Source organism: Aporhodopirellula sallentina SM41 (genome assembly GCF_000346505.1).
Classification (GTDB): domain Bacteria; phylum Planctomycetota; class Planctomycetia; order Pirellulales; family Pirellulaceae; genus Rhodopirellula; species Rhodopirellula sallentina.
Genome location: NZ_ANOH01000431.1, coordinates 40,066 through 66,542, shown reverse-complemented (window position 1 = coordinate 66,542; position 26,477 = coordinate 40,066). Strand labels below are relative to the sequence as shown.

The following is a 26,477-nucleotide window of genomic DNA, read 5'->3' as shown; positions in this document are numbered from 1 at the left end:
CTCCCATTTCTCGCACAGCCACTGCCGCAACGGCCCAGCGTGACTTTTTGTCGCTCTACCTCTGAACGTAAATCTGCCCCCAAATCACGCCCCACCCTTCACGTGCACGCAAGAACACCATCCTGGGCCAAACCAAACACGATACGGACGGCCTGCGTCCTCGCGATCTCATTCGCACTCGCGGTGGTTTCCAACGCGGTCGCGCAATCACCCGCTGAGGTCAACGTCGTCACCGCCACCGGCGAAAACCTCGTCGGCGAGTTGGTTTCGATTGATTCGTTGGAAGCCGCAATCGACACCGCTAATGAGGTCAAACACCTGCCGCTCGACGAACTCTCGCAGATTCGATTCGACTCGACGCCTCTTCCGACCCTGCCGATGAGGGTTCAGCTTTCCGGAGGATCGCTGCTGAGCGTGACCGGACTGACCTGGGATGATCAAACGGTCACTGTCAATGCTGCTCGCCAGTCGCCGCTGCAAATCCCGGTGAAAGAACTTCAGTGGGTTCGCTTTCGGATGGGCACCCCGGCAACCGATCCCACTTGGTTGGGATGGGTCGAAGAGGAACGGAGAGCCGATCGCCTCGCGGTGCGACGCAACGAAAAATCACTCGACTCGATCGACGGCACGGTGACCGGAATCACTCGCACTGCCGTGCAATTTCAAATGCGAGGCAACGAGATTGAAGCTCCCATCGCCAAACTTGAAGGGGTGCTGCTGTCGACGCAAAACGTCGGACCGCCATCCGCGCCGATCCAGGTGACCGATACGTCCGGATCGGTTTGGAACGCGGAATCGGTTCGCTTGTCCAACGGAGAGAGCAAACTCCAAGTGCAATTGGCGGGATCGATCCAGCACGATGTTCCTCTCAACCAAATTAAAACCCTGCAATTCGCCGGTGGGATCCTGCCGTTGTCCGAAGCCGAGATCGCCTCGTCGTCGTTCGGCACGGAGTCCTCCAAATCCGAACGAGACCCTATTTCGCTCGACATGCAAAACTGGTTCTCCCCCGATACGTCCGAAGGAGTGATCCGCGTCAACGCACCGGGGCAAATTGTCTTCCGGATTCCCGACGGCTACGAAAAGCTAGTCGTTGCCGCCCGGCGTGCTGATGCCGTCAATCAGTTCATGGCCGCACGACTCGAAGTCCTGCTCGACGACCAGGTGCAGTGGACCGGCGTACTCCAAGACCGCAAATCGCTCGGACTCGAATTGCCGCTCGGCGAAGCACGTTTACTCTGTTTGAAAGCGAGCCCCTTGCCCGGCAGCGATGCCTCCGGCAAAGACTTGTCAAACAACGACGATCCTACAACGCCCCTCCGCTCCGGCTCGTCAAACACCTCCTCTCGTTCAGGCCCCGAACACAACCTGAGCGGAACATTGGGCGGAACGATCGAATGGTTCTCTGGACGGCTATTGAAATGACACTCGAGATGCTCCGTACCGTCATGTCTCCATCAACACCTCGCGTGGTTCGCGCCGCGTTAGGTCTGACGCTGTTTGCAGCCGTGGTTTCGATTCCCATCCGAAGCGAAGCGGCGGACGTTGTTACCACAAATCAACCGAACGCGGCGAGCAATAGCGACGACATCGTTTGGCGAGTGGAACGTGAACGAACCGACGCGATCGCCAAAGCGATGCAGTCGACCGTTTGCGTTTTTGTCCCGGGCGGTGCCGGTGGAGGTTCAGGAGTTCTCATCTCCCCGGACGGCTACGCCCTGACCAATTTCCACGTCAGCAGCCCGGCGGGAACCTACATGCGGTGCGGGCTCAACGACGGCAATGTCTACGATGCCGTGATTGTTGGTATCGACCCGGTGGGTGATTTGGCGTTGATCCAGTTGCTCGGACGCGATGATTTTCCGACCGCGACGTTCGTCCCTAGCCGAAGCGTTCGCATCGGTGATGCGTGTTACGCGATCGGCAACCCGTTTCTGCTAGCGACGAACCTGCAACCAACCGTCACCGCAGGAATCGTCAGCGGCACCCGGCGATACCAATATCCATCGGGAACGCTTCTCGAATACGGGAATTGCTTCCAAACGGATGCCTCGATCAATCCGGGGAATTCAGGCGGACCTCTCTATGACTCCCACGGCGACTTGATCGGTATCATCGGGCGAGCATCTTTTGAGAAACGCGGGCGAGTGAATGTTGGTGTCGGCTATGCCATTTCCGGCGACCAAGCACAGAACTTTCTCGGCTCACTGTTCAGCGGCCGCATCTTGGACCACGCGACTCTCGGTGCAACGGTTGGTACTGACGACGACGGCAGCGTTCGGGTAACCAATATCCTTCAATCGAGTGACGCGTATCGACGCGGACTCCGATACGGCGACGAGATTCTCGAAATTGACAACCGAGTCGTCCAAACGGCCAACGACGTTCAAAACCTGTTGGCGACGTTCCCCGCCCAGTGGCGTGTGCCGCTGACGTATCGCCAGAAAGGACGCGTTGTTCACACGCTCGTCCGACTGGCCAGTGTTCACCGCGGCGATGAACTGCTCGAAGAAATGAAAACGGCCCTACCGCCACCCCCACCGGCTCCACCCACGCCTCCGTCCGATCCACCTGGTGACGCTCCTGGTGACAACGATGCCCCCGGTGATGAGAAAGCGCCCGAGGAAGACACGGACGAGGCCTCTGAGAACGCCGAAGACGACAATGCGGAGGAAGACAGTAACAACGATCGACCTGCCGAAGACGAGGGTTCATCGGAAGAGAAAAATCGTCCGAAAGATTCCGCCGGCGAACCGATCCCGCAGGCAGCCACCGAACGCATCGAAGAACGAAAAGGTTTTGCAAACTACTACTACAACAAAAAACAGCAAAGCAAATTTATCGCTCGCGTCCAAAGACAGTTCGATGGCGTGAACCCGCAGGCAACGTGGAAGCTGCAAGGGCAGGCAACGATCGCGGGCGAGAAGGAACCCAAACTCTTTGAAATGATCGTGGGGGACGACGTATGCGAGTTGACGATCGGATCGCGGCGCGAGCGTTTAGCAACACCTGACGCATATGTTCAATCCGTCGACACCGGCTCGGCGGGCAGTTTGCTCGCTGCGATGCGATCACTCAAACGCATGCTCGACAAAGGCCCCGAACAATTCGGTGACACTTACTACTGGGGCACGGCACCTGTCCTGGGACGATCGCCGCTGCGTGACACCACCGTCGCCACGCACAGCGGTATCGAAACACGGTTCTATCAACATCCTGAATCAGGACGTCTCGAGTTGATCGAGTCGTTTGCCGATCGCGATGGTGATCCGGCTGAACTTTGGATTGATCCGCCGGAGTGGCTGATCGACATCGACGCTCAGTCATTCAAACGGTTCGCGTTGTCGGATGCCCCGACCGATTCGGCCACCACAAACGGAACACCCACTGTTTTGCAACTTCGCTACGGACTGGATCCGCTGGCAACATTGAACGTGAAGTCATGGTCCGACACTGACATGGAATCAATGCCAACCGCTGACAAAGACGCCGTGAGTGATGCCACCAATGAATAGTCACCAACCCGCACATTACCAGGACCGACTCACGTCGATTGCCCTGGTGTCCCTTGTCACCTTCGGTCTCCTGATTCCGAGCGCGCCGACCGCGCATGCACAACCATCGCTTGCCCGGTCGAGTTCTCAGGTGCAGAACCGCGTCGTCAAAATCTACGGCGCCGGTGGTGTCGGTGGATTGGACGCGTATCAGAGTGGCTTTCTGGTGTCACCGGCTGGCCATGTGGCGACCGCATGGAGCAGTGTGCTCGACGTCGACCCGATTGTCATTCTGAACGACGGGCGACGTTTTGAAAGCAAGATCGTTGGTTTTGAACCCGCCTTAGAACTCGCGGTGTTGAAAGTCGACGGTTCCGATCTGCCGTACTTCGAAGTCCCGTCAGGATCACCGGATGCCCCGATCGCAAGATGGGGAGATCCCGTGCTCGCGGTTAGCAACCTGTTCAACATCGCCACCGGAAACGAACCGGCGAGCGTGATGCAAGGTCGAATTGCCGCTCGCAGCAAACTCGATGCACGACGCGGGACGTTCCAAACCGCCTATCGAGGTGAAGTCTGGTTGCTAGATTTGGTCGCCAACAACCCCGGTGCAGCAGGTGGTGCACTGGTCGACCTGGAAGGCAACCTGCTCGGCATGCTCGGGAAAGAACTACGTGATCGCAAAACAGGTGTCTGGCTGAACTACGCGATTCCTTCGGACGTGCTGCGTGCACCGATCGGGGACATTATCGCGGGACGTAAATCAGTCTCGCCGGTCGATGACGATCCTTTATTGGCGAGAGACAAATCACACAACGCCGCGACTCTCGGATTGAAACTGATCCCCGATGTCTTGGAAACGACACCGGTCTACGTCGACGCACTCACTCCCAATGGCCCCGCCTCGCGTGCCGATCTGCGACCGGACGATCTGATCCTGTTGGTCAATGGTCGCCGAATCACACACCAACGCGCCTTCCGCGATCAGCTTCGTCGGATCGATCGCCGCGACAACGTGACGTTGACGATTCAACGTGAAAACGAAATTCTCGAAATGACTATCCGCCCATGACTCGTCGCTCGCTCCCTCTGCCGTTCATGTTGCAATGGCTCTTGCTCTGCCTGTTCGTGGTCAACGGCGCGACCGCGCAGGACACCTCTTCGCTGCAATATGAAAACGCTCTCGCCGAGCGGGTCCGCAGCGTCACCGATGAGGTCTTGCCATCGGTGGTTGGCATCGAAGTCATCGGCGTGCTGCAATCCGATGGCGAAGTTCGCCAGGACGCTCCCACATCGGGAATCATCATGGACGGAGAAGGACATGTTCTCGCATCGTCGTGGGTGACACGCGGTCCGTCGGCCAGCATCATCGTCTCACTCGGCAGCGGCGAACGCTTCCCGGCACGCGTGGTCGCCGAGGACGAACACCGCGAGTTAGTCCTGCTGAAGATCGATCCCAAAAACGTTCGCCTGCAGCCAATCACACTCCCTGATTCTGAGGCAGCATCAGACTCCTATCCGGCAATCGGTGCGACCACGGTGGCCGTCGCCCGGTATGGCGAGAAAAATGTACCAATGGTCAGCACCGGAGTTCTCTCGGCCGTCGACCGACTCGATGGTACCGCCGTGCAAAGCGATGTCCGCATCTCGCCGGTATTCTACGGCGGTCCGTTGCTTGATTTGCGAGGAAATGTGCTCGGCGTGCTGATCCCAGCGGTCGGGGAAAACGGGGCCGATGATCCAACCGAATGGTACGATTCGGGAATCGCCTTCGCCGTTCCCGCTGACGTGATCGCCAAGAAGCTGCCTCGCCTTCGAGGCGGGGAAACGATCCGCTCGGGGCTACTCGGATTGGTCGTCGGCGGATCCGATCCGTACGCCCCGGGGACGGATCTCGCCGCGGTCCGCAAACGCTCGCCCGCTGACAAAGCCGGATTGCAAGCCGGTGACAAACTGCTGAAAGTCGGAGGCCGGATCGTACGTCGCCGTCAGGAAATCAAACTGGCTCTCGGCCGCTACGACGCGGGTGAAGCGATCTCGATCGAGTACGAACGCGACGGCCAAACTCTGACAACAACTGCAACGCTCGCCGAAACCATCGAGCCTCTCCGCCCACAGTTCATTGGCATCACCGCATCGGAAGGCCGTGTTACCTCGATCCTCCCGGGGGCACCTGCCGACGGTGTCTTGGAGGTCAACGATCAACTGAAGTCACTCGACGACAAACCGATCCAAGACGTATCGACTCTTCGCCAACAACTCTGGTCGGCCGACCCTCAAACCGAACTCAGTGTAGAAATCGCTCGGGAAGATTCCCCGGCTCTTACAAAAGCAATCACCCCGGCCCCGTGGGCGGGTGATCTCGACAACCTACACCTTTCGGAAATGATGCAGGCGGAATCCGAATCGCTGCGGATCGAAGGCGAGATTTGGGAAACGACACCGTTGCGTCTGCCCGATGTTGTGAACGAAGCCCTGCTTTGGCATCCTCCGATCAATAAACCAATCAACGAAGATGACGAAGGTGAAGGCGTCCCTCTCGCTCCTACCGCACTGGCGATTTGTCTGATGCCTCCGTCGCAGCGAGATCTCGCCGAGCAAATCAAACAGTGGAAAGCAATCGCCAAAGACAGTCGCGTTGCGATCTGTTTGATCGCCAGCGAAAACGAAGAACGTTGGCAACTCTCCGAAATCGACGCGATCAGTAAACTGACCACGGTCGCAATCAAACGCTCCGACGCAGACCCTGCCGCGGTATCGGTGATCGGAACTGGAGTTCTTTCTGGTCAAACCAGCGAAGAAACCAAGGCGTCCGGCCCCGCCGATTCCATGGCCCTCGCGGTATCACTCTCGACCGACAACGTGTTCGGCGGAGTCGCGATACCTTCGAGCACGAAACCTCCTGCGGTACGACTGCGACGCGACGCCCCGATGCGTTTACTGCGAGTCTTGATCTCATCGACGCCCATGGTAGAGATGCCGACCTGGACCGAGACACTCAGCCGGCTCGGATGCCCAGTGCAGACAACCGATGAAGTCGACCGGCTCCGCTTGATGGCTTGGTGTCGCTCGCTGCTGTACTTCTAGCAGCAACTCTCATCGATCGAAACAACGCACACTCGAAGGCAGTGACGCCCGCTACCGAACCGAGTCGTCGCGACACGTGTCTTTACTGCTGTCACATCAGAACGATCGATAGGGTAGAGCGTTTTTATGAACGACCTAGCCGATGCCGCCTGACTTTGGGGTCCTGAATTCTGGCGGATCCAGCGACAAGGATCGGACACGTCAATCTCAACATGTTCTCGATCGGTTGCACGTTCAGGAGCAACCCATGCATCCGCACCACTTTGGATGCCGATGCCGCGGCGGAAATGTGATATTGCATCATCGTTAGCGTCGCCACACATTCTCTCGCTGCCAACAATTACAATCGAAGCGTGTCTGGTTGGTCGACGTTCACCTCTCGCCATGGAGACCCCACATGATCGGTTTTCGTTACCTGAAGTCGACCCCGACGACATACCTGATGCGTTTTCGCAACGGGCAGATTCGTCGCCAGGGCGCCGGGATCTCGATGATGTATTGGACATTCAACTCCATCATCGTGCGTGTCAATTTGGCGAGCGAAGACGTGCCTTTTGTTTTCGAGCAACAAACGTCCGACTTTCAAGACGTCACCATCCAGGGCAACCTGACCTACCGCGTTGCCGCCCCAGAACAACTCGCCTCGAAACTCGACTTTTCGATCGACGCTCGAGGCCGGTATCAGTCCGATGATCCCGATGCGATTCGTGATCGCTTGATCCGGATGCTGCAGGTAGAGGCATACGAATTCTCCCGCCAACGAAGCATTACCGAAATGCTGGTCGCGGGTCCTGAACTGACGCAGCGGTTGCAATCGTACGCATCCGAATCTGCCATTCCGCAGGAACTCGGTTTGGAAATCGAGTCGGTCGTGCTGCTCCAGATTAAACCGACGCCGGAGATGGAATCGGCACTCCAAGCGGAAACGCGCGAAGCGACTCTGCAGAAAGCCGACCGCGCCGTCCATGAGCGACGTAAACTGGCGATCGCGGCTGAGCAAGAGATTCGCGAACGTGAACTGCAGAACGAACGTATCACGCAAGAGAAACAACGTGAGGTTCGCGAAGCCGAACTCGCGGCCGATGTTGCTATCGAACAAGGCCGAGAGGAACTCGTCCAGCAACAGGCTTCCAACGAAAAAACCCTCGCGTCCGCCCGCGCCGAAACCCTGCGTCAAACGTTCGAAGCAATGAGCGCGGTGGATTGGAAGACGATCGCAGCGAGTTCCAAATCCACCGACGCCAAACAATTGATCGCTATGGCCTTCGGCGAACTCGCCGAGAACGCACAGAAGATCGGCCGGCTCGATATCTCGCCGGACCTGTTGCGGGATCTGGTGCAAAACGACCGAGCAGATTCGGCCGCAACCACTCAGCAGAAACCTCGACGCGGCAGCAGAGGGTAATCGACGATGGGCACCAAAATGTCCCCCAACATCGCGTTGGTGACCACGCCAACGCGACTGTCCGGTTTGCTCGCGAAATTTGGAACGAAGGGATCCGCCCGGTTTCGAATGCAAACGGCGCGGTCAAACTTTCTCAGCACCAACCGTTCAGCGGCGGCGGTTGTCGACGCGAACTCCGACTTCGACGAGTACGTCAACGAAGACCAGCAATACGAAACGGCGGTGAAAACAATCCGAGCCGACCTGGAGGGACTCGGGTACCCGGTTGTCGTCGTTCCTCGAAACTACATTTCAAACTTCTTCTTCGGAATGACCGAAGCGGTTGTTGTTGTCGGTCCTGATGGCTTGGTCGCAAACACCGCTAAGTACGCGGGAGAGATTCCGATCATTGGGATCAATCCGATGCCCGATCGGTTCGATGGAGTTCTGCTACCGTTCGACATTGATCAGGCTCGCCGGGTTGTCCGCCAAACGCTCAGCGGCAAAGCCAATGTCCGTGAGGTGACGCTCGCGGGCGTCTCTTTATCCGACGGACAATCAATGCTCGCGTTCAACGATTTCTTCGTCGGTCGATCTTCCCACGTCTCGTCGCGATACGTCCTCTATTCCGACGGAAAGAGCGAGACGCATTCCTCCAGTGGCGTGATCATCTCAACCGGCGCCGGGTCGACCGGGTGGCTCAGCAGTGTCTACCACATGACTCGTGGCGTTGGTCGCAGAATGGGTGTCCCTTTTGATTCCCCACCACAAATCCCATGGAACACCGACGCATTGTGCTGGGTCGTTCGAGAACCGTTCCTCAGCTGCGACAGCCAAGTTGACCTCGTAACGGGCGAAATCCGCACCGACAAACCACTGCGTCTCGAGAGTCTGATGCCCGAAGGCGGAGTGATCTTCTCCGACGGAATCGAGTCGGACTTCCTGACCTTCAACAGCGGCACGATCGCGGAATTTCGAATCGCCGAAACGCAATCACGGCTCGTCACTTAAGCCGCTATTGGTTTTTCTTTGCTTCCCGCTCACGCTCGCGTTGTTCGGCGATGTCATTCTCCTTGGCATCCGCATTGACGCTCTGTCCGACCGAGGACGCCAACCGTCCGAGCATCGCAAAATAGACAAACACCGCAAACACCGCTGTAAAAATCCCCAAAACCGCAGCGGCCGGTGGAGCCAAGAGGCTCGCACAGGCAAAGATCAAGAACGTCGCAAAGAAGACGATTCCCGAGGAAAAGTAAAACCCGCCCCACGCTTCTTCGCATCGGGTGACGCTACGCCCGACGTCCGGAGAAAAGGGAACAAACACGTTTTGCATATCGAGCATCGACAGCAACACGAACGGAAAGATCAGAAACGTTGAAATCATCGATAAGCAAATCGTCGTCAATCCGTTGCCAAACGTGACGTAACCGAGAAACCACCCCGGACCATACGAGAGCCCAGCGGCCGCGAAGCAGAAAATCAGCGGCGCGATCCATTCGGCAGGCTCCAACGTCACCGGCCACTCGGTAACACTCTCTTCCTCGTTGGCGACCGACTGCATGATTGTGAAACCACAGGCCAACACAACTGCGGCGAAGAAGCCACCGGCGGTGAACAGCCCGACCACCAACATCGGCGAATCAATCGCCAACGCCACAAACGCAATCACCGACGCCATGGTCGAAAGAATCAGCCAGTGGGCGACGACGCCGATTTGCAGGAAGATCCCAAAAACCGATGCCGCCCAATCACGTATCCGAGGGACATCGAGGTCCGGTTTCGGCTCGTCTTTCTCAACCTTGGACGCCGCCGCGAGGAGTTCGCTGGCCGATTTGCGAAAGGGGTCGTCCGGGCGATTTTCGACGGTGCTCGTCGACTGGGCAAACTGGAACGCAGGCGCGGCCTCCATATCAATCTTTGCCTTTCGCTCCACGCGAGGAGGCTGGGGGACACGCACCATGGAATGACAATCACGGCAACGTACTTGTTTCCCCGCCTGCTGAGCGGTCACCGTGGTTAGCGTGCCACAGTTATTGCAACGGACACGGTATTCTTTCTTGTACAAGATCTCATCGCCGTCGGAATTGGTACCGGGTGCGCGTTCCTCGAACGTCGACGCGATGTCATCGTCGGCGGCGGGCTCGGCTTCGGACCAAACCGACTCATCGGTTTCCGCTGCGTCATCAAACAACGGGTCATCGGGCAACGCCGCGTCCATCGCCGGTTTCCGCGGTGTGGCCGGTTGCAGTTCAGGGAGGTCTAAGTCCCAATCGTCATCGCTGGCATCGTTTGAATTGCCCGCATCGACCGGCGGATCAGCAGCCTTGGGTGCTGATGATTTTGACGACGGTTTCGGTGTCGGTGAGGCGAGTTTCAACCAATCATCATCGTCGTCATCATTCTGTGTTCCCGCCGGTCCGCCACCTGACGATCCACCTGAACTCCCGGTGGTATATCCGGTACCGCCTGCGAAGCCGGGAACGATGAACGCCTGGCCGCAATGGGGGCAGTTGACGCGGGAACCACCGGCGTCGTCAGGAACTCCGACAGCAGTTTTGCACTGCGGGCACTGCACCATTTGCGGCACGATCTTTAAGCCTCCAGGACTTCGGCTTCGCGAACCTTCGCGGATTCGTTGACACTCGCTTCAAACTTCTTGGTCAACTCTTGGACTTGTTCTTTGCAACGATCACGATCGTCTTCGGTCAAAACGTTGTCTTTCTCGGATTGATCGGCTGCCTTGTTGGCGTCGCGGCGAATGTTGCGAATCGAAACCTTGGCTTCTTCGCTCAATTCTTTGATCCGGCTGACCATTTTCTTTCGCACTTCGGTCGACAACGGTGGGACGTTCAGACGGATGACTCGTCCGTCATTCTGCGGGTTCAACCCCAGATCGCCGGCCACGATCGCTTTCTCAATCTCTTTGATTGTTCCCGCATCATAGGGACGAATCAAGATTTGTTGTGGTTCGGGTGTTCCGATCGAGGCGAGTTGCTTCAGGGGAGTGAAGGATCCGTAGACCTCGACTTTCAGCGAATCGACCAAACCGGGGTTCGCACGTCCGGTCCGGATACCGGCCAAGTTGTTCGTCAACACGGAAACGGCTTTTTCCATCCGCTCCTCAGCATCCATCAAAATTTCGTCGCTGGTCATATCAGACATCTCCTGCTAGGTGGGAATCCAGGTTAGTTAGATTGTGAGTCGCTCGGGTCGCCGATCCAAGTTCCAACGGTTTCACCGCGGACGGCGCGAACGATATTTCCGTCGCGTTTGAAATTAAACACGAGGATCGGTTTGCGATGCTCGCTGCAAAGTGCGATCGCGGTCGCATCCATGACACGGAGTTTTTTGGAAATCACTTCTTGATAACTGAGGTGATCATACAACACCGCGTGTGGGTTGATTTCCGGATCGTCACTGTAGACGCCATCGACCCGGGTCGCCTTCAAGATGACATCCGCATCGATTTCCAACGCCCGCTGCGCCGCTGCGGTGTCGGTGGTCACAAACGGGCAACCGATGCCTCCCGAGAGGATCACGACGCGACCTTTCTCCAGGTGGCGGATGGCTCGTCGGCGGATGAATTTCTCGGCGACTTTATCAACCGGGAGGGCACTCATCACCCGCGTCGGCAATCCAATGTCTTCGAGAGCGTCTTGCAGGGCGAGCGAGTTAATCACCGTCGCGAGCATTCCCATGTAGTGAGCGGTCGCTTCGCCGACCGTCGCATTGGCTCCCGAAAACTGAGCCCCGCGTAGAATGTTTCCGCCGCCGTTGACAATGGCAATTTGGCATCCGGATTCGTGGGCGAGTTTGATCTGGTTGGAAATCGTGGCCATTTCAGCGCCACTGATCCCACGTTTCCCCGATTCAGCCAAACTCTCGCCGCTCAATTTCAAAATCACGCGGCGGTATCGTAAATCAGCAGTATCAGACACGGTGCGACATCTAGATGGAGGATGGGACGACGGCAAATTTGATCCAACGATAACGCCTGTCGGGCGACTTTAGAACATGGGGGCGGGAATGATGATCGAAACGAATGAGTTCAACGCGGGTGTTTGTGTCCTATTTTCCGGGGTCATCATCGTCCGCGATCCACTCCGCGATCCTCCCGTCGCGTTTGGGACACGTCGTCAAGATGCGGTACCCCGGATGACTCCACGAATCACGAAACGCTAACAAAGAGGCTTCGTCACGATGCCAAACAAATACCCCCGGCCCCCAACTGCTCTGACCGACCCCGCCAAATCCTTCGCCCAGAAGACGTTCGATCAACGCCGCCGTTTCGTCCCCGTTGTAGGCACCGCCCTGGACAGGAGCAAACAATTCGCCGCTGAGCCGATTGTACTTCGTGGTGGCCGCGCAAAATCGCTCGAAATCTTCATCTCGAATTGCCGGAACGAGTGAATCCTTCAACAACGCCGTCATCTCAGATCGACGTTCCCGGGGCACCGGCGAAAGGGCATCGAAATGGGCCTGTTCCTGTTCCCCCGAAACGGATCCCGCCCCGAACACAGGGGCGACCGGCAACAAGATGGCGACCCGCCACGACAAAGGCATCTCAAGGCGAAGATTCAACGGGTTCGGAATCGCTTCGCCGCCGTCTCGGTCGACTCCCTCGACGAGAAAACCACCTAGTCGGTAGCCATGCGTCCCAACCGCAGATCGCCGCCCACGGTCGGCACCACGCAGCCACAACTCTCCACTCAGCGGCGCCGCGCCCGCCACCGGTTCACCGCTCGCGGAGAAGACGTCCTCGGGGGTTTCAATGTTTGGCACATCTGTGTCCGGCGTATCGGCGCCTGCCGCATCGCCGAAGCATTCGGGCGCAACACGAAGAATCGCCTCCGAAATCGCGAGCGATAGCTGCGTGCCGCTGCCCAGTCCTGAGTGCGGCGGCGCCAGATTCCGGACCGACACATGCACCCCAGGCAGCGGGCCGTTAGGTTCCACCATATCGGCGATTCGCCGCGCGACCGCAACGGCGCGGTCGCGGTGATCCACTGGGGCGTTCACTTGGCTATACCCAAATTGACTCGCGCGTCGTGCCTCAACGACCGTCGCCGGTTGATCAACCATCACACCGCAACCGCCGAACGGCGCGACGACGTCGAGCAAGCCGAAATGCAAACGGGCACCGGTCGTGATTCGCAGTGCGTTCATCCTTCGCTCTCCGGCGAACCGCTTAATCGCTGTTCAATGAAAGCGTCGACCATTTCGAAAGCCGACCTCTCGTCGGGTCCCGCCGTTTTCTCAACGGGGACACGCAATCGTTTCATATCGTCGCGGATCGTCGCCTCGTCAATCATTCCGATCCGAGTCGCGATGATCGCCGCTTCGATGACCGCATGCTTCGCACGATTAAACCCAAAGAACGGACGCACGATGCCATCGGCAACACTGATGGCCGTCAATTCGTGCCGCGGCGGGTCTCCCCCTTTCTTAATCACCTTCACCGCAAACCACCGGTGACAGTCAATCAACCTCACGTATTCTGCCGACAACTCATCCACCGGACAAACGAGGCCCTCGGGGTCAACACGGCCGATCGCTGCTCGTGCGAGCAACAAGGCGTCGTCGGTCACGTGAATCACCGCTCGTCCGGTCGCTAGCAGGTTCCGGCACGTCCGAGATCCTTGGTAGGGGCGCAGCAAGAACGAGAGACAACAATCTCGCGTGTTGCTCTCGGTCGTTTCGTCCTGAACAGTTTCCTTCTGAACGGTGTCCTCCTGAACGATCGGTCCCATCGGTGCGATGTTGACCTCTCCTTCCGGACTGACCGTTGTCACAATGGACTCGAGTATCATTGCGGCCCCTCGTGCTCGCGTGACGATGTATCGGCATCGCGATTTTGCTCAGGTGACGACGGCGTGTCGTGTTCGTGAGGCCCGAGTCGTTTGGACGCAAGACCTCGATTGACCGCAATCGACAATGTCGGAAACGGGGCCGTTCGGTACGCGATCCCATCGGCAGTCGCGTCCGCGTTTGACTCATTGCCCGACAGGGTGCCCGGAAACCTTGACTCGGACATCCAAACAACCGGTCGTCCCGTTCCAACCGTCGCGCCTTGAATGTGGCGGATTCGCTGGTGGTGTCGATCAACGAGGGCAAAGAAGTTCCCAAATAGATCGTGCCCATGCTGCGTCAGCAGAGACTCGGGATGGAACTGAACCCCGTGGACACAGCGAGCATGATCCGAGATACCCATGACAATTGATTGATCCGGATTGAGTTCGCCGTTTTCGGTTGCCGTCCATGCGGTCACCTCGAGTGACCCCGGCAGCGACTTGGCATCGACACAGAGCGAGTGGTAACGGCCAACGGACATCGGGCATGGCAATTTTGCAAACACCCCCGTCGCGTCGTGCTGGATCGACGTCGCCACCGCGTGAGCGGGCGGAGAAACGGTCACCACCCCGCCGTATGCGGCCGCAATCGCTTGGTGCCCCAAACAAATCCCCAGAATCGGAATTTCACCGGCGAGCGAGCGGACGACCTCGAGACAACACCCCGCCTCCTCCGGCCGGTTCGGCCCCGGCGAGAGCACGATCGCTTCGGGTTGCAATCGATAACACTGTTCCGCCGTAATCGCGTCGCTGCGGATCACGCGAGTGGCTTTTCCCGCGAGCCGAAGATAGCGGGCAACGTTGTGAACGAAAGAGTCGTAGTTGTCCAACAACAGGATCAAGGTGGAGCTACCGTCGCGGTTTGGCGAATTTGATCTTTTCAATCAATTTAACCACCTGGTCCCCGTCCTTGTAACCACTGACTGCGGTGATTGCCCGAATCACATACTCATAACGCAAGTTGTAATCGGTATCGATCTCGACCTCGGGCCCCTCGCCCGCTTCTTCGGGGACCGGTGCCGATGATCCGATCTGCCCGATGATCGTGCCCCGCAGTTTATCGAACGCTTCGGGTCCACTGCCCATTTGAATGTCGTTCAACTCCATCCCAACCAACGTCCCGGTGTCGTCGGAACGCAATCGCAACTTCAACGGCAATTCGGTGGGGTCGATCGTACTGTTGGATGTTCCCGCCAAAGGCATTTTGACGCTGAAATCCCCTTCGAGTTCAACGATTTTAAACGTCATGACAAAGAAGATCAGCAACAGGAACACGATGTCGATCATGCTCGTCATGTTCAACTCGTTCTTCTCACCGGTAGGTGGGTTACGAATTTTCACGACCGATCCTCCTTCACCCGGAGAGCAAAGTTAACGAGTTGTGAGTCCTGGCAGACCCGAACGACTTCCTGAATCTCTCCCGCCGCGCAGTCCTTATGGCCGCGGATCACCACGTTCGCATCGGCAGGCGTTTTGCCTTCCCCACGGATCACCGCCAACTCGCGATCGAGACCAATGCGGAGCGTCTCTGCCGTGTAATCATCCCCGCCGAGATACACCCGGCCGTCCGCCGCGACGTGCAACACGATCGGGAACACCAACGGAGCCTCGGGCGGTTTGACCAATTTGCTGTTGGGCAACACGACGTGATCGTTCGCTTCGGTTTGTGCGAAATTGATCAACACCATGAAGAACGCGATCAATTGGAACGTCATATCGATCATCGGTGTCATGTCGCCTTCGGCCATGTCCACCTTGTCACGTTTGACACGCATGATTAGCGGCCTCCGGCCTTCGGCGTCGTGTCTTCAAACCGGCTCATCAAGTTTTCGCTCTCCACACCCACCTCGAGCAGCAGCCGGGCGACCCGGTTTCGCAAAATGTTGTAGGCGGCGATCGCGGGAATCGCGATAAACAGTCCGACGAGCGTGGTGAAGAGCGCGGTTGAAATCCCTTCCGCTAGCTCAGACGGCTTTGGAGTCGAGCCCCCGTTCGCGATCACGTCAAACGACGCGATCATCCCCTGAACGGTTCCGAACAGTCCGATCATCGGGCTCAGGTTGCCGATCAATGCCATGTAACTCAAACGGTGTTCGAGCTTCATGCTTTCTTCTTCGCCGACTTCCTGCATCCCTTCGAGCGCCTTCGGATATCCACGAGAGATCTTCGAAAGACCAGCAGCGAGGACCTGACCGAGAACCGACTCGTCGCTCTTCGCCAAATCGTATGCACCTTGATTGTCGTTTTCGTCGAGGCGTTGACCAAACTCTTCGATCAGATCGAGTGGGCACAAGGTGTCACGTCGTGCGGCGAGCATGTTCATCACGAACAACGACACCAGGGTCACCGACAATGCCATGAAGACAACCAAATAAGGGATGCCGAGCGATTTGATGAACCAGCCGAGTAGCGATTGCTTTGGACGGGCACCGCCCGCGTCACCGCCCCCTCCATCTCCGGGGTCTGCTCCGGCGTCGGGTTCCGGTTGCCCCGCCGCAGGACCGGGTTCCGGATCGGCACCAAATTCGTCTTCGGCACCAAACTCCGCTGCAGCATCGTCCTGTGCCTGGACCGCTGTGATAGAAACGATCCCGGACGTGAGGGTGCCGACCACGAGAACCACTAACAAAGTTTTCAAACTCCAACCGGGCAAAACTTCGCTCATCCGCTCGGACACATATTTCATCGGGCTACCTTGGCTAGATTTCAGTGGATGCACTACCACGCCGACATCGAATCGGGGGCAATCGATCAACGCGAGCTGCGATCAAAACCCGCAGACGCTCGAAGGGCAACCGTGGGCACAAACGATCGGCGTTACGGGAACAGGAGCCTGCGTTGGCCTGTCAATATCGATAGAATAGTCGACCTCGCCGGTAATCGCATCACCCCCGCTGGGGACAAAACAAAATCACCCCGGGCGCGCGACGATATCCTCATTCGATCGAAGGAAACCGAATGGACGAACAAGAGGAACAAGAATGGCAAGACGCCAGCGACTGGGACGACGAAGACTATGACGAATTCTTGCAACGAGAATTCCCCGACTCCGCCAGTGGAAATCGCAACGGGCTCCCGTCTCACTGGAAATGGACGGCCTGGGTATTGCTATTCCTAGCCGCCGCTTTTTGGATTCTCTCTCTGTAGCGGGGAAATTGCTCTTTAGCCAGGAAATCGGCAAACGCGTTCCCACGGAGACGACCATCGGACTGCGGACACCAACGCGTGTTCCCTTTTTATCATTTTCGGCACAACCTTCGTCGCACCGAAAACGAATTCAACAGGCGTGGTGATGTCGCTAGTTCTTGCTAACGACGACCAACCAATCCTCGTCGAAATCTTCGGGTGCGTTGCCGAGCGACACCTTCGCTCCGCCCTTCACACTCGAAACCGATCCGCTCGACAGCGAACCGCCCGAACGAGGATTGAACCACTTCACGGTATAACTTCCGTCTGCACCGGAGAGATCGAGTTCGGTCGTTCCACCATTGGGCAGGTAGACAAGATAGATCTCGCCGGGTTTGGCAAGACAGAACCTCGACACACTGCGTTTCGCATTCCCAACGAGTTGATCCATGTTTTCCATTTCCCAGAACGGGACGTTGTTCTCATGGAAAAATCCGATCGCGATCCGGCAATAGTCCCAACTTTGATCGCGACTCCGCCAATCCTCGCAAACGATGTCATTCTCGGCGTACGAATAGCCAAAGTAGTACTCACATCCGGCACCGCCGGCCATCAAGTTCCCCCACAACGTTTGCTTGCGAACCTTGTGCTGGGTGTAGGTCATTTTCCCGGATCTATCATGTCCGTCGAAACCCTTGTAGCCCAAATCCGGACATTGAGCGTGCGCGGCGGATCCGGACTCATCGAACGCCACCACCCACGGTTTGCCCGCTTCGTTGGAAGCCTTCACCCACTTCCACGTTTGGGCGTGAGTGGTCTCCAAACTGCTATTTTGCAGCGACGCGCCGGTCAACTTTGATCGGTCCCCGAGCAGCGGTTTGTAGACTTGATCCTGTTGGTTGGGGAAGGTGTGGATCACGATCGGATGGTTGTACGCATCGAGTTCGGCGATCCGATCGATCATCGCTTTTTGCTGCTCGGTCGACTGAGTGTTCTCTTCGCCGATGTTCCAGTTCAACGCCAGATTATGGCCAAACCGAGCGATCAATTCGCGGCAATACAATTTGCGTTGTGGACCGAGGTTGCCGCCATCCAAACTGGTCGGCACAAAGCCGCCGCCTTTTCCTTTTTTATGATCGTCGTTCTCGGTCTCTTGCATCTTGAAGTGCAGATACATACCGAGCGCCGTTCCATGATCGAACACGATGCCCCACTGATCGAGTTTACTGCAGTCGTAGTGCATCTTGTCGTCACGGTGAATGAACGGCCAAACGTTGTCGCCGTCTCCACCTGCGTTGTACGTCAAGAAAGAAAAGGCATTGCACCCTTTTTGCGACAGGTAACGGATCGCTCCGACAAGCCCTTTTCCTTTTCCGCCCGCCCAGGTGGGATCTCCGTCACGCCAATCCTGCACGTGGGGTTGCCACTTCTTGATCGGTGCTTTCTTAGCGTTCCCGGCGATCGTGTTGTCAAAGTCAGCAAACGCGAGCAGGGTTTCAGGAGCATCGGCACCGACCTTCAAAAAGTACCTCTTCGATCCCGCGAACTGCAAGTAATGCTTGCCGACATAATCCAGCCGGCCTTGCCCGCGAAAGTCACGTCCTGTCTTGTCGGTGGCTGCAACCTCAAACGTCCCCGTCTTGGTGCCATAGACGGATTCGCCATCCGCATCGTCGTCCAAGGCGACATGCTTTCCACGCACGATCGTCAATTCGTACGACCACTGGCCAGGACGATCGGGAGCGAACAGGGCCCGCCACACGGTTCCTGACTCGGCGTGTGAGTTGGCGGCATCGCCATCGGCCGCGAAAAACCCAGGAATGGTGTACTGCGTTCCGTCTTCGTGGCGAAACGTCGCCGTCATCCGGTAGTCGGTGAACGGGTTGGGTGCGTTGTCTTTTTCGTGTGCGTACGGGCCGCTCAGGTCGACGACCACTTTGTGCCAAGCCTTGAGTTCTCCGCCAATCTCAACGGAACCGTCGCCGTCGTCGGCTCGGGGCATTTGCAGAGGTAGATTGCTGACCGGAACCGTTGGCGACCCCGCGGTTGCCTTTGCATTCTCTCGCCGGGATGCGACCTTCTTCTGCGCGAGTTGCTCTTTGTAAACAGGCAGTGCGGCGGCACGTGTGTCTTCGTCGGCAGGGACGAAAACGACCGTCCCCCATCGAGCACGGCTGAACTCTTGCCCATCATTGCTCCCAACCTCAGAGCCGACTTTGATGATCGCACCTTCGGTGACACGCACCTCTTTCCATGTGTGATGGAATGAATCGCCTTCCTCGTAGGTGGACTCACTCAGCGAGTTGGTGTAGTCGCCAATCCGCTCGCCATCGGCCGCAATCCAGTAGTTCGACTTCCCGTCGTTCTCGCCGACGGTTTGCAGCGTGACGTGGTAGAGCCCGGTGGGATACGGGAAGGTCCGCGCGACACTCGCTTTCTTTCGTTGTGCCGGGTTGATCGCGAGCCACTTGCCACGATCGAGGTAGTAACCTTGGTTCTCACCTTCGATGAACAAACTCGCAGGCATCTCCAACGAGACCTTCGCCTGGCTGTCATTCTGCGGCGCGGTCGCTGTTTGTGCTTGCACGGTCTGCATCTGCCCATCGTGCAACGTTGAAATCAACAGGCCCAAAAACAATGCGGTACGGATCGAAAAAACGACATCAACATTCATGGTGTTACTTCTGAGAAAGGATGAATGGGGGAACATCACAAAACGGCCTTGGAAAGAACTATGCCGGTGCGGCACAGTCTTTGGTACAGCCGATCGCATCGGCAACCGCGGTCGCCACATCGCTCGTCGAGGAGGTGCCACCGATATCACGCGTACGCACCTCTCCTGCCTCGAGGACTTTCGCAACTGCCGTCTCGAGGCGGGCGGCGGCATCGATCGCGACCGGATCGTTGTGCTGATCGCCGAGCCAATCGAGCATCATCGCGGCGGACAGCATCGTTGCCATCGGGTTGGCGAGATTCTTTCCGGCGATCTGAGGAGCCGTGCCATGAGACGGTTGAAACAACCCATGATGCTCGCCAATTTCTCCGGACGGTCCGAGGCCCAGGCCTCCTACCAAACCAGCTCCCAGATCGGAAAGGATGTCGCCGAATTGGTTTTCCATGACGAGAACATCAAAGTCCCAAGGATTTTGGACGAGATACAAACTCATCGCATCCACGTAGACCGCATCGCTGCCGATCTCGGGATGGTTCTTGGCGACATCGAAGAACACTTCACGGAAAAACGCGAGTGACCGAAACACGTTCGCCTTGTCGACGCAGGTCACCATCTTCTTCCCGTCGCTCGGACGCCCCTTGCGCCGCTGAGCCAAACGGAATGCAAATTCGGACACGCGTGATGTTCCTTGGCGGGTGACCACGAGAGTATCAGTTGCGACTTCGTTGCCGACCTTGGCACCGCCTCCAAACGAGGCGAACAGTCCTTCGAGGTTTTCGCGGATGATCACAAAATCGATCCCCGGCCCGGTGTCACGCAGCACGCACGGGGCACCCGGATACAGTTTGACCGGACGCACCGCGGAATGCACATCGAGCGCGCGACGCAGTCCCACCATCATCGTCGGTTGCACTTCCGTCCCATCGGGATAACGAACATCCGGCAAACCGATCGCGGACAACAATACCGCGTCTGAATCGACGCAGTCGGCCAACACGTTCTCGGGCAATGTCTCTCCGGTGTCACGATACAACTCCGCACCGGCACGATACGAGGTCATCTCCAGGTTCAAACCTGGGGTTTCCGCAACGATGCGGTCCAGGACGGTGCGAGTAGCGTTCATGCATTCGGGACCAATACCGTCGCCGGGCAACAACGCGATTCGATAATCTTTCATTTGAATTCAGTTGATAAGAGTGTGGTGTTTCTATTCTTGGCAGGTCCACGTTTGCACGGACTTACTGACCAACATCGGTGCGACGGCCGCGTCAAATTCTTTGAAGTGATCAGTCGCTTTGTGGGCGTCGAAGTCCGCTTGCGTGTCATACTTTTCATACAAGAAACACGCCTCCGCTTTTCCTGCGGCGTAACAGACGTCGAATTGTCGACAGGCTTCCTCCTTTTCGAGCGAGTTCTTCGCTTGTGCCTCCATGGCGATGCGAAAGGCGTCAACCTGATTCGTTTGCACTTCAAAAATGACGGTAACGACAAACATGTTTTGTACTCCTGGGTGATCGTCTGCTGCCTCGGCGCGGCACGACCGCTTGCATCCGCCCGGCGGTCGTTGAGCGGCAATGATGTTGAGCGGCAATTGATGTTGAGCGGCAATAAAGTGAATTGGTATTGGTGTGTGCTATTTCGCTAGGTCCTGCACTTGCTGCGGCGTCAGGAAGCGGGTCGGTTCGTGACGCAACATCAGGAACAACTTGGCGGTTTCTTCGAGTTCTTCAGTCGCGTTGACGGCTTTATCCAAATCCCCGCCGGCGACCACCGGACCGTGATTGGAAAGCAGAACGGCGTGCGAGAGTTTGGCGGCTTTCTCGACGGCACCGGCCAACTCCACGTCCCCGGGCGGATAATAGGGGACCAGCGGCAACGTACCGACACGCATGACGTAGTACGCCGTGATCGGTGGCAACACGTTGCTCTCGTCGATGTTGGCGAGGCACGAAACCGCGACTGAATGCGTGGAGTGCAAATGCACAATCGCCTGTTCGTCGGGACGCGATTGATACATGCTGTGATGCAGGAAGGCTTCCTTGGATGGTTTGTCTCCAGCGACCACGTTGCCGACGTTATCGAGTTTAGTAATCCGATCCGGATCGAGCCGGCCGAGACAACTGTTAGTCGGTGTGATTAGCATGCCATCGGGCAATCGAACACTGATATTGCCCGAACTCCCCGCCGTCAGCCCGCGATCAAAGAGCGACTGGCCCTGCATCGCAATTCGCTCTCTCAGTTCCCGTTCGCTCATCGCAGCATCTCCAACGCAGTTTCAAAAAAATCAACATCGCCGAAGTTGCCCGACTTCAACGCCAGCGCCAGTGATGGTTGGCGGCCGATCGATTCCGTCCACGGAACCCCGGTGCAGATTTCGGGGCCGATTCTCAGCGCGTCAATGGACAGTTCGCGGACAATCGCCCCAGAGGTCTCACCGCCGGCGAGAACCAAACGACGGAACTCGAGTTCCTCGACCAAACGACGGGTCACTTCCGCCAAGAACCCCTCGATCGCGAGCGCCACTTCCATCGCCCCGAATCGGCTTTGCAGGTCGGCGATTTTCTCGGGTCGAGCACTTGATGCGATCAACACCGGCACCGACGCATCGGTCTTTCCAACCCACTGTATGAGCCGTTCCAACTCGGCGTCGCGATTACTCATCAGCGACGAAACGTCGACCGACCAAGTCGGGCACTTTCCGCTCATGTACTCGACTTGACCGTTGGTCGCTTTCGAACAACTGCCTGCAACAATCAACCCACGTCCTTCGACGTTCGGAATCGGTGGGGCATGAGTTTCGGAGGAGAGCAATCCGACCTTCCGGTACGCATCGGGCAGATAGTGAGCCAACCCCGAACCTCCGGTAACGAGTGGCATCGACACACAGGCCGATGCGAGGGTCGCCAACTGTGCATCACCACACGTGTCGGTCACCACCATCGCCACGCCGTCGCCCTGCAAATCAGACAACTGGTGCTCAACCGCCGACGATCCTTCTTCGATGTCGTCGTAGGAAACCAGCCCGACACGTCGCGACGTCTGCTTCGAGAGAAACCGTACCAAGTTCGCGTCCGTCATCGGATTGAGAGGATGATTCTCCATCCCCGACTCATTGAGCAACGAGTCACCGACGAACAAATGACCGCGGTAGACCGTCCGACCGGCCCGCGGGAACGCCGGACAGAACACGGTTTGATGCACCCCGAGAGTATCCATCAGGGCTTCGGCGACCGGACCGATGTTGCCATCGTCTGTCGAATCAAACGTTGAACAGTATTTGAAATAAAAACGCGTGGCCCCATTTTCACGAAGGACTTTCAACGAATCACGTGACATAGCGATCGCATCCTCGGCAGGAATCGACCGCGTCTTGAGTGCAACAACGACCGCATCCACCTCGGACAAATCTCGTAACATCTCCGGAGTGGGTGTTCCCAATATCTGGACCACCCGCATACCGCCTTGCACCAAATTATTGGCGAGGTCGGTCGCGCCGGTCACATCATCAGCGATGCACCCGAGGACGGCGGTTCGTTGGGAAGAAGTCTCTTGCATGAAATTTTCGGCTGTCGTTATTTTGCTGTCTCTATTTCGCTGTCTCTATTTTTCAATCGCGATCGCCCGTACCGGGGATCCATCGCCCCCGGTCACTTTCATCGGCAGGGCAATGAATTCGACGGTTTCCTGAGTGAGTTTGTCGAGGTGGGCAATTCCCTCGACGATCAAAACGTTCCCGCGAAACAAAGTTTGATGCACATCGGTCAACTCGCGAGCGTTGTTCACGTCGGCGACCGACGGCGGCTCGACACCAATCATCGCGACCTGACGTTCGACTAACCAATTCGCGAGATTGAGTGAAATCCGAGGCAACTCGTTCCGGTACTCGGGCGTCCCAAAACGCTTGTGCCAGTCCGTCCGGAACAGCAAACGAGCCCCTCGTCCGATCGTTTCGGCGTGCGGACCGAGATCTTCGACATCGATCAATTGCTTTGGCGTCACCGGCGCGAGATTGATGACCGTCGCCTCACCCACACACACTGACAGGTCCTGCTCATCGAGCGTTGCACCGTCGCTCAAAAAATGCCGAGGCGCGTCCATATGGGTCCCGCAGTGGGAATACAGATTCAGTGTGGTCGCGTTCCAACCTTCGACCTCGAGTCGCTTGGCGACACTCACACTGACACCCGGCATTTCATTGTTTACCGCGAGGCTCAAATCAATCACTCTCATTTGGCCTCTCCTGACAATCCGCGAACCGGCATCTTCGTCTGCGACGACTCATAAATCGCGTCGACCACCACGAGCGATTTCAGATACTCTCGGCCACTCGTTTCCATCGGTGTACCGGCGAGCATACAGTCCACAAAGTGCCGCTGTGTCGCGTAAACACAATCGCCCGCAAACCCTCTGCGCTCGCACCGGTATTCGACGCCATGCTCCGGCTCACCGAGTGGTTGCAGGGTCAACCGACCATTGCCATAGAGCCGCAATGAACCACCGCTGCCGTCCACAATCGCTTCGCCAAAGGTGAATCGTGCATCCGACGAGGTTGGTTCGTTGTACCGGTTGCCTCTCCACAGCCCGTTGGCCCCGGACTCGAATTCAAACATCACCGTACCGCTGTCCTCACCGGCGATGTCGGGGTTGCGTTGATTCAGGGTCGCGTACACGCCTGCAATCTCGCCACCGACGTAACGGTAGGTATCCACAAAATGGACTCCCGTTTCGAAAATCAGCAAACGCGGCATCTCACGGAAGTAGGGCTGCCGAGCCAAATACGCGTCGGGTTGCCAACCGTCTCCCATCCGACATTCGAACGCCACCGAAAAGAGTTGATCCCCGATCGCACCGTTTTCGATCTGTCGACGGATCTCACGATACCAAGGTTGGAACCGAAAATTCTCGTGAACCATCAACGGAACCGAAGCCGATTCGGCGACCTCGACAATCTGTTTCGCTTCTTCGAACGTTGGCGCGAGCGCCTTTTGACACACCACCGCCACACCACGCTTTGCGGCCTCGCCGACCAAAGCCAGATGTGAATCAGGCCGAGTAATGATGTCGATAAAGTCGGGCTTTTCACGATCCAACATCTCGCCGACATCGCGATACGTGTTGGCGATCGAGTACTTCTCGGATGCTTGTTGGGCAGAGTCGGCATTCACATCACAAACCGCCGACAACTCGACTTCGGGCAAACGCGACCAAGCATCAAAATGGAATTGGCTGAAATACCCCGCTCCGACGGCAACTCCTTTGAGTTTCTTCATACCATCGCTCCTTTCGATACAACCTCGACGCATGGCATGACGGATTGCCATTGCGCATGCCGTTGACTCGGAAGGAATCCCTGCCCCTCGAACTCCCTCTCATAATCACACACGACCGCTCGCTCCACCGAGTTCGCTCGTGCTTCCTGTTCTGGCTCAGGTTCGTAGATGAATTTGGTGTACAGCAGAGCCGCCATCACCAACACGAACATCGCCAAGAACATCGCCAAACGTAGCCTCAACGCCGACGAGGAAATTTCTCGCAATTCACGACGAGGATTCATCAACACCCATGCCCCGAGTGCCAACAAATTCATCACCGCTGCGAAAAGGAAAAACGAATTCGCAGTCCCGGTCGTCTCAGCAATCCCGGGAACCGTCACGTTGGCAACGAAAAACGGGAACGCCACTGCGCTGACGGCCGCCCCCATGTTACCAACCATGTTCATCGCCGCCGAAACCGCACCCGAACGTGATCCGCCGATGTCCATGCAGAACGACCAACTCGGACTCAGCGTCATTTCGACGCCGAAAGTCCCAACCGAAAAGAAGAAAATGAACATCCACACACTGGTCGACTCAGTCACCTGCGTGCACAACAAGAGTCCGATCGCACCGAGGGCAAACCCGATCATCGCCGGCAACCGGCGAGACAACACCGGCATCTCCAGCTTGTGCAAGAACGTCACCGTGTACCCCGAGATCCACAACGCAACCGCGCCACAGAGCAACGGCAGCGACGCCAGGTACGCGTACTCTTCACCGTACGTCTCGACGAGATAAGGTTGTAACCACGTGATACTAATGAAGAACGTGATGTTACTCGCCGCGTACTGAAACATCGCCAACAGAACGTTGAGCGATGTCACCACCTGCACGTATGGCACGGTGGACTCGGTCGCCGCTTCTTCCGCGATACCGCGTTGGATCAACTCCAACTCAGCCTCGTTGACTTTGGAATGGTTCGCGGGGTCATCTCGGTACCACCACCACCACACACCACCCCACAGCAAACCGACCGCGGCGTTGGCTACGAAAGTCATCCGCCAACCGATCGCGGCGATCAACATGGGCATCAAAACCAACGACAACGCTGCACCAATCCGTGCACCGGAGTGAAAGATCCCCTGACCGAGGCCGCGTTCTTTCGCCGGCAACCAGCTATACATCGCACGGGTCGCTCCGGGGTACGCCCCCGCCTCGCCGACACCGAAAAGAAACCTCACGAACAGCAAACTGATCGCGGTGTACACAGCGCCGGTCAACGCCGTGAACACGCTCCAAATCGCCACCACAATCGTCAGTCCGAGACGCGGACCGACACGGTCGCTGAACCATCCCGCAGGGATTTGAAACAGCGCGTATCCGATCGCAAAGATCCCGAAGACATACCCCATCATCTGGTCATCAAGACCCGAGATTTCATCCTGCATCGACCCCTTGGCGGCGGAGATGCAGACGCGATCCATGTACGTGTTCACCGTGTGTAAAAACACGAGGAAAACCAACCAGAATCGCTGGGACGTGGGGGCGGCAGGATTCATGAAAGCCTGAGATAGGAATGGCGTTCGGGTCGTCGTCATGATAGCCTTT

The 26,477-nt window shown here is 57.3% G+C and carries 24 protein-coding genes; 7 read left to right on the top strand and 17 right to left on the bottom strand.

Going from position 1 to position 26,477, the window contains the following annotated elements; all coding sequences use genetic code 11:
* Positions 1-102: 102 nt before the first annotated feature.
* From RSSM_RS28025 to RSSM_RS27995, 6 genes are all read left to right on the top strand, one after another.
* Complete coding sequence (locus RSSM_RS28025) at positions 103-1,425, top strand: hypothetical protein (RefSeq protein WP_008687757.1); 1,323 nt, start codon at positions 103-105, stop codon at positions 1,423-1,425.
* Between the two features lie 23 nt (positions 1,426-1,448).
* Positions 1,449-3,515, top strand: a complete 2,067-nt coding sequence (locus RSSM_RS28020; RefSeq protein WP_236621440.1) for a S1C family serine protease — start codon at positions 1,449-1,451, stop codon at positions 3,513-3,515.
* On the top strand, positions 3,508-4,566 hold the full coding sequence (locus RSSM_RS28015; protein ID WP_044303861.1) for a S1C family serine protease: 1,059 nt from the start codon (positions 3,508-3,510) through the stop codon (positions 4,564-4,566). Before RSSM_RS28020 ends, RSSM_RS28015 begins: the two co-directional genes overlap by 8 nt.
* On the top strand, positions 4,563-6,581 hold the full coding sequence (locus RSSM_RS28010) for a PDZ domain-containing protein (protein ID WP_044303860.1): 2,019 nt from the start codon (positions 4,563-4,565) through the stop codon (positions 6,579-6,581). Before RSSM_RS28015 ends, RSSM_RS28010 begins: the two co-directional genes overlap by 4 nt.
* 397 nt (positions 6,582-6,978) lie before the next feature.
* On the top strand, positions 6,979-7,986 hold the full coding sequence (locus RSSM_RS28000; protein ID WP_008687746.1) for an SPFH domain-containing protein: 1,008 nt from the start codon (positions 6,979-6,981) through the stop codon (positions 7,984-7,986).
* Between the two features lie 18 nt (positions 7,987-8,004).
* On the top strand, positions 8,005-8,976 hold the full coding sequence (locus RSSM_RS27995; RefSeq protein WP_044303876.1) for an NAD(+)/NADH kinase: 972 nt from the start codon (positions 8,005-8,007) through the stop codon (positions 8,974-8,976).
* Between the two features lie 4 nt (positions 8,977-8,980).
* Here the strand turns inward: RSSM_RS27995 and RSSM_RS27990 are convergent, their stop codons facing one another.
* The 9 genes from RSSM_RS27990 to RSSM_RS27950 form a co-directional block, all read right to left on the bottom strand.
* Positions 8,981-10,543: a zinc ribbon domain-containing protein gene (locus tag RSSM_RS27990; RefSeq protein WP_052336151.1), complete on the bottom strand. Its 1,563-nt coding sequence runs from the start codon at positions 10,541-10,543 to the stop codon at positions 8,981-8,983.
* A 14-nt stretch (positions 10,544-10,557) separates the two neighbouring features.
* Positions 10,558-11,118 carry a ribosome recycling factor gene (frr, locus tag RSSM_RS27985; protein ID WP_008687741.1) on the bottom strand — a complete coding sequence of 187 codons (561 nt, stop codon included), beginning with the start codon at positions 11,116-11,118 and terminating at the stop codon, positions 10,558-10,560.
* 32 nt (positions 11,119-11,150) lie between these two features.
* Positions 11,151-11,903: a UMP kinase gene (pyrH, locus tag RSSM_RS27980; protein WP_044303859.1), complete on the bottom strand. Its 753-nt coding sequence runs from the start codon at positions 11,901-11,903 to the stop codon at positions 11,151-11,153.
* A gap of 130 nt (positions 11,904-12,033) precedes the next feature.
* Complete coding sequence (locus RSSM_RS27975) at positions 12,034-13,131, bottom strand: GHMP family kinase ATP-binding protein (protein ID WP_008687737.1); 1,098 nt, start codon at positions 13,129-13,131, stop codon at positions 12,034-12,036.
* Complete coding sequence (locus tag RSSM_RS27970) at positions 13,128-13,775, bottom strand: DUF447 domain-containing protein (RefSeq protein WP_008687735.1); 648 nt, start codon at positions 13,773-13,775, stop codon at positions 13,128-13,130. The genes RSSM_RS27975 and RSSM_RS27970 overlap by 4 nt, the downstream gene beginning before the upstream one ends.
* On the bottom strand, positions 13,772-14,656 hold the full coding sequence (locus RSSM_RS27965) for an anthranilate synthase component II (RefSeq protein WP_008687733.1): 885 nt from the start codon (positions 14,654-14,656) through the stop codon (positions 13,772-13,774). Before RSSM_RS27965 ends, RSSM_RS27970 begins: the two co-directional genes overlap by 4 nt.
* A gap of 7 nt (positions 14,657-14,663) precedes the next feature.
* Positions 14,664-15,155, bottom strand: a complete 492-nt coding sequence (locus RSSM_RS27960) for an ExbD/TolR family protein (protein WP_008687731.1) — start codon at positions 15,153-15,155, stop codon at positions 14,664-14,666.
* A complete protein-coding gene (locus tag RSSM_RS27955) occupies positions 15,152-15,589 on the bottom strand; it encodes an ExbD/TolR family protein (RefSeq protein ID WP_008687728.1) in 438 nt (145 codons plus the stop codon). Before RSSM_RS27955 ends, RSSM_RS27960 begins: the two co-directional genes overlap by 4 nt.
* 2 nt (positions 15,590-15,591) lie before the next feature.
* Positions 15,592-16,500 carry a MotA/TolQ/ExbB proton channel family protein gene (locus tag RSSM_RS27950; RefSeq protein ID WP_008687726.1) on the bottom strand — a complete coding sequence of 303 codons (909 nt, stop codon included), beginning with the start codon at positions 16,498-16,500 and terminating at the stop codon, positions 15,592-15,594.
* A 272-nt stretch (positions 16,501-16,772) separates the two neighbouring features.
* Here RSSM_RS27950 and RSSM_RS27945 point away from each other — a divergent pair, with 272 nt between their 5' ends.
* Entirely contained in the window at positions 16,773-16,961 is a 189-nt protein-coding gene (locus tag RSSM_RS27945; RefSeq protein ID WP_008687725.1) for a hypothetical protein, read from the top strand.
* 151 nt (positions 16,962-17,112) lie between these two features.
* On the opposite strand, the gene RSSM_RS27940 is transcribed toward RSSM_RS27945, so the two are convergent.
* The 8 genes from RSSM_RS27940 to RSSM_RS27905 form a co-directional block, all read right to left on the bottom strand.
* A complete protein-coding gene (locus RSSM_RS27940; protein ID WP_008687721.1) occupies positions 17,113-19,614 on the bottom strand; it encodes a DUF5060 domain-containing protein in 2,502 nt (833 codons plus the stop codon).
* 58 nt (positions 19,615-19,672) lie between these two features.
* On the bottom strand, positions 19,673-20,791 hold the full coding sequence (locus tag RSSM_RS27935; protein WP_008687719.1) for an isocitrate/isopropylmalate dehydrogenase family protein: 1,119 nt from the start codon (positions 20,789-20,791) through the stop codon (positions 19,673-19,675).
* 30 nt (positions 20,792-20,821) lie between these two features.
* On the bottom strand, positions 20,822-21,109 hold the full coding sequence (locus RSSM_RS27930; RefSeq protein ID WP_008687717.1) for a putative quinol monooxygenase: 288 nt from the start codon (positions 21,107-21,109) through the stop codon (positions 20,822-20,824).
* Positions 21,110-21,247: 138 nt separating this feature from the next.
* Entirely contained in the window at positions 21,248-21,868 is a 621-nt protein-coding gene (gene otnC, locus RSSM_RS27925) for a 3-oxo-tetronate 4-phosphate decarboxylase (RefSeq protein ID WP_008687715.1), read from the bottom strand.
* Positions 21,865-23,169, bottom strand: coding sequence for a 3-oxo-tetronate kinase (otnK, locus tag RSSM_RS27920; protein ID WP_008687714.1), 1,305 nt, complete (start codon positions 23,167-23,169; stop codon positions 21,865-21,867). The genes otnC and otnK overlap by 4 nt, the downstream gene beginning before the upstream one ends.
* 45 nt (positions 23,170-23,214) lie before the next feature.
* Positions 23,215-23,844 carry a cyclase family protein gene (locus tag RSSM_RS27915; RefSeq protein WP_044303858.1) on the bottom strand — a complete coding sequence of 210 codons (630 nt, stop codon included), beginning with the start codon at positions 23,842-23,844 and terminating at the stop codon, positions 23,215-23,217.
* On the bottom strand, positions 23,841-24,884 hold the full coding sequence (locus RSSM_RS27910; RefSeq protein WP_008687710.1) for a Gfo/Idh/MocA family protein: 1,044 nt from the start codon (positions 24,882-24,884) through the stop codon (positions 23,841-23,843). Before RSSM_RS27910 ends, RSSM_RS27915 begins: the two co-directional genes overlap by 4 nt.
* Positions 24,881-26,467: an MFS transporter gene (locus tag RSSM_RS27905; RefSeq protein WP_008687709.1), complete on the bottom strand. Its 1,587-nt coding sequence runs from the start codon at positions 26,465-26,467 to the stop codon at positions 24,881-24,883. Before RSSM_RS27905 ends, RSSM_RS27910 begins: the two co-directional genes overlap by 4 nt.
* Positions 26,468-26,477 lie beyond the last annotated feature (10 nt).

What these genes read in the sequence shown, in the direction of transcription:
- RSSM_RS28020 (WP_236621440.1), top strand. Translation starts at nt 1,449, where the DNA reads ATGTCTCCATCAACACCTCGCGTGGTTCGCGCCGCGTTAGGTCTGACG.
- RSSM_RS28015 (WP_044303861.1), top strand. Translation starts at nt 3,508, where the DNA reads ATGAATAGTCACCAACCCGCACATTACCAGGACCGACTCACGTCGATT.
- RSSM_RS28010 (WP_044303860.1), top strand. Translation starts at nt 4,563, where the DNA reads ATGACTCGTCGCTCGCTCCCTCTGCCGTTCATGTTGCAATGGCTCTTG.
- RSSM_RS28000 (WP_008687746.1), top strand. Translation starts at nt 6,979, where the DNA reads ATGATCGGTTTTCGTTACCTGAAGTCGACCCCGACGACATACCTGATG.
- RSSM_RS27995 (WP_044303876.1), top strand. Translation starts at nt 8,005, where the DNA reads ATGTCCCCCAACATCGCGTTGGTGACCACGCCAACGCGACTGTCCGGT.
- RSSM_RS27990 (WP_052336151.1), bottom strand. Translation starts at nt 10,543, where the DNA reads ATGGTGCAGTGCCCGCAGTGCAAAACTGCTGTCGGAGTTCCTGACGAC.
- frr (WP_008687741.1), bottom strand. Translation starts at nt 11,118, where the DNA reads ATGACCAGCGACGAAATTTTGATGGATGCTGAGGAGCGGATGGAAAAA.
- RSSM_RS27975 (WP_008687737.1), bottom strand. Translation starts at nt 13,131, where the DNA reads ATGAACGCACTGCGAATCACGACCGGTGCCCGTTTGCATTTCGGCTTG.
- RSSM_RS27970 (WP_008687735.1), bottom strand. Translation starts at nt 13,775, where the DNA reads ATGATACTCGAGTCCATTGTGACAACGGTCAGTCCGGAAGGAGAGGTC.
- RSSM_RS27955 (WP_008687728.1), bottom strand. Translation starts at nt 15,589, where the DNA reads ATGCGTGTCAAACGTGACAAGGTGGACATGGCCGAAGGCGACATGACA.
- RSSM_RS27950 (WP_008687726.1), bottom strand. Translation starts at nt 16,500, where the DNA reads ATGAAATATGTGTCCGAGCGGATGAGCGAAGTTTTGCCCGGTTGGAGT.
- RSSM_RS27945 (WP_008687725.1), top strand. Translation starts at nt 16,773, where the DNA reads ATGGACGAACAAGAGGAACAAGAATGGCAAGACGCCAGCGACTGGGAC.
- RSSM_RS27940 (WP_008687721.1), bottom strand. Translation starts at nt 19,614, where the DNA reads ATGAATGTTGATGTCGTTTTTTCGATCCGTACCGCATTGTTTTTGGGC.
- RSSM_RS27935 (WP_008687719.1), bottom strand. Translation starts at nt 20,791, where the DNA reads ATGAAAGATTATCGAATCGCGTTGTTGCCCGGCGACGGTATTGGTCCC.
- RSSM_RS27930 (WP_008687717.1), bottom strand. Translation starts at nt 21,109, where the DNA reads ATGTTTGTCGTTACCGTCATTTTTGAAGTGCAAACGAATCAGGTTGAC.
- otnC (WP_008687715.1), bottom strand. Translation starts at nt 21,868, where the DNA reads ATGAGCGAACGGGAACTGAGAGAGCGAATTGCGATGCAGGGCCAGTCG.
- otnK (WP_008687714.1), bottom strand. Translation starts at nt 23,169, where the DNA reads ATGCAAGAGACTTCTTCCCAACGAACCGCCGTCCTCGGGTGCATCGCT.
- RSSM_RS27915 (WP_044303858.1), bottom strand. Translation starts at nt 23,844, where the DNA reads ATGAGAGTGATTGATTTGAGCCTCGCGGTAAACAATGAAATGCCGGGT.
- RSSM_RS27910 (WP_008687710.1), bottom strand. Translation starts at nt 24,884, where the DNA reads ATGAAGAAACTCAAAGGAGTTGCCGTCGGAGCGGGGTATTTCAGCCAA.
- RSSM_RS27905 (WP_008687709.1), bottom strand. Translation starts at nt 26,467, where the DNA reads ATGACGACGACCCGAACGCCATTCCTATCTCAGGCTTTCATGAATCCT.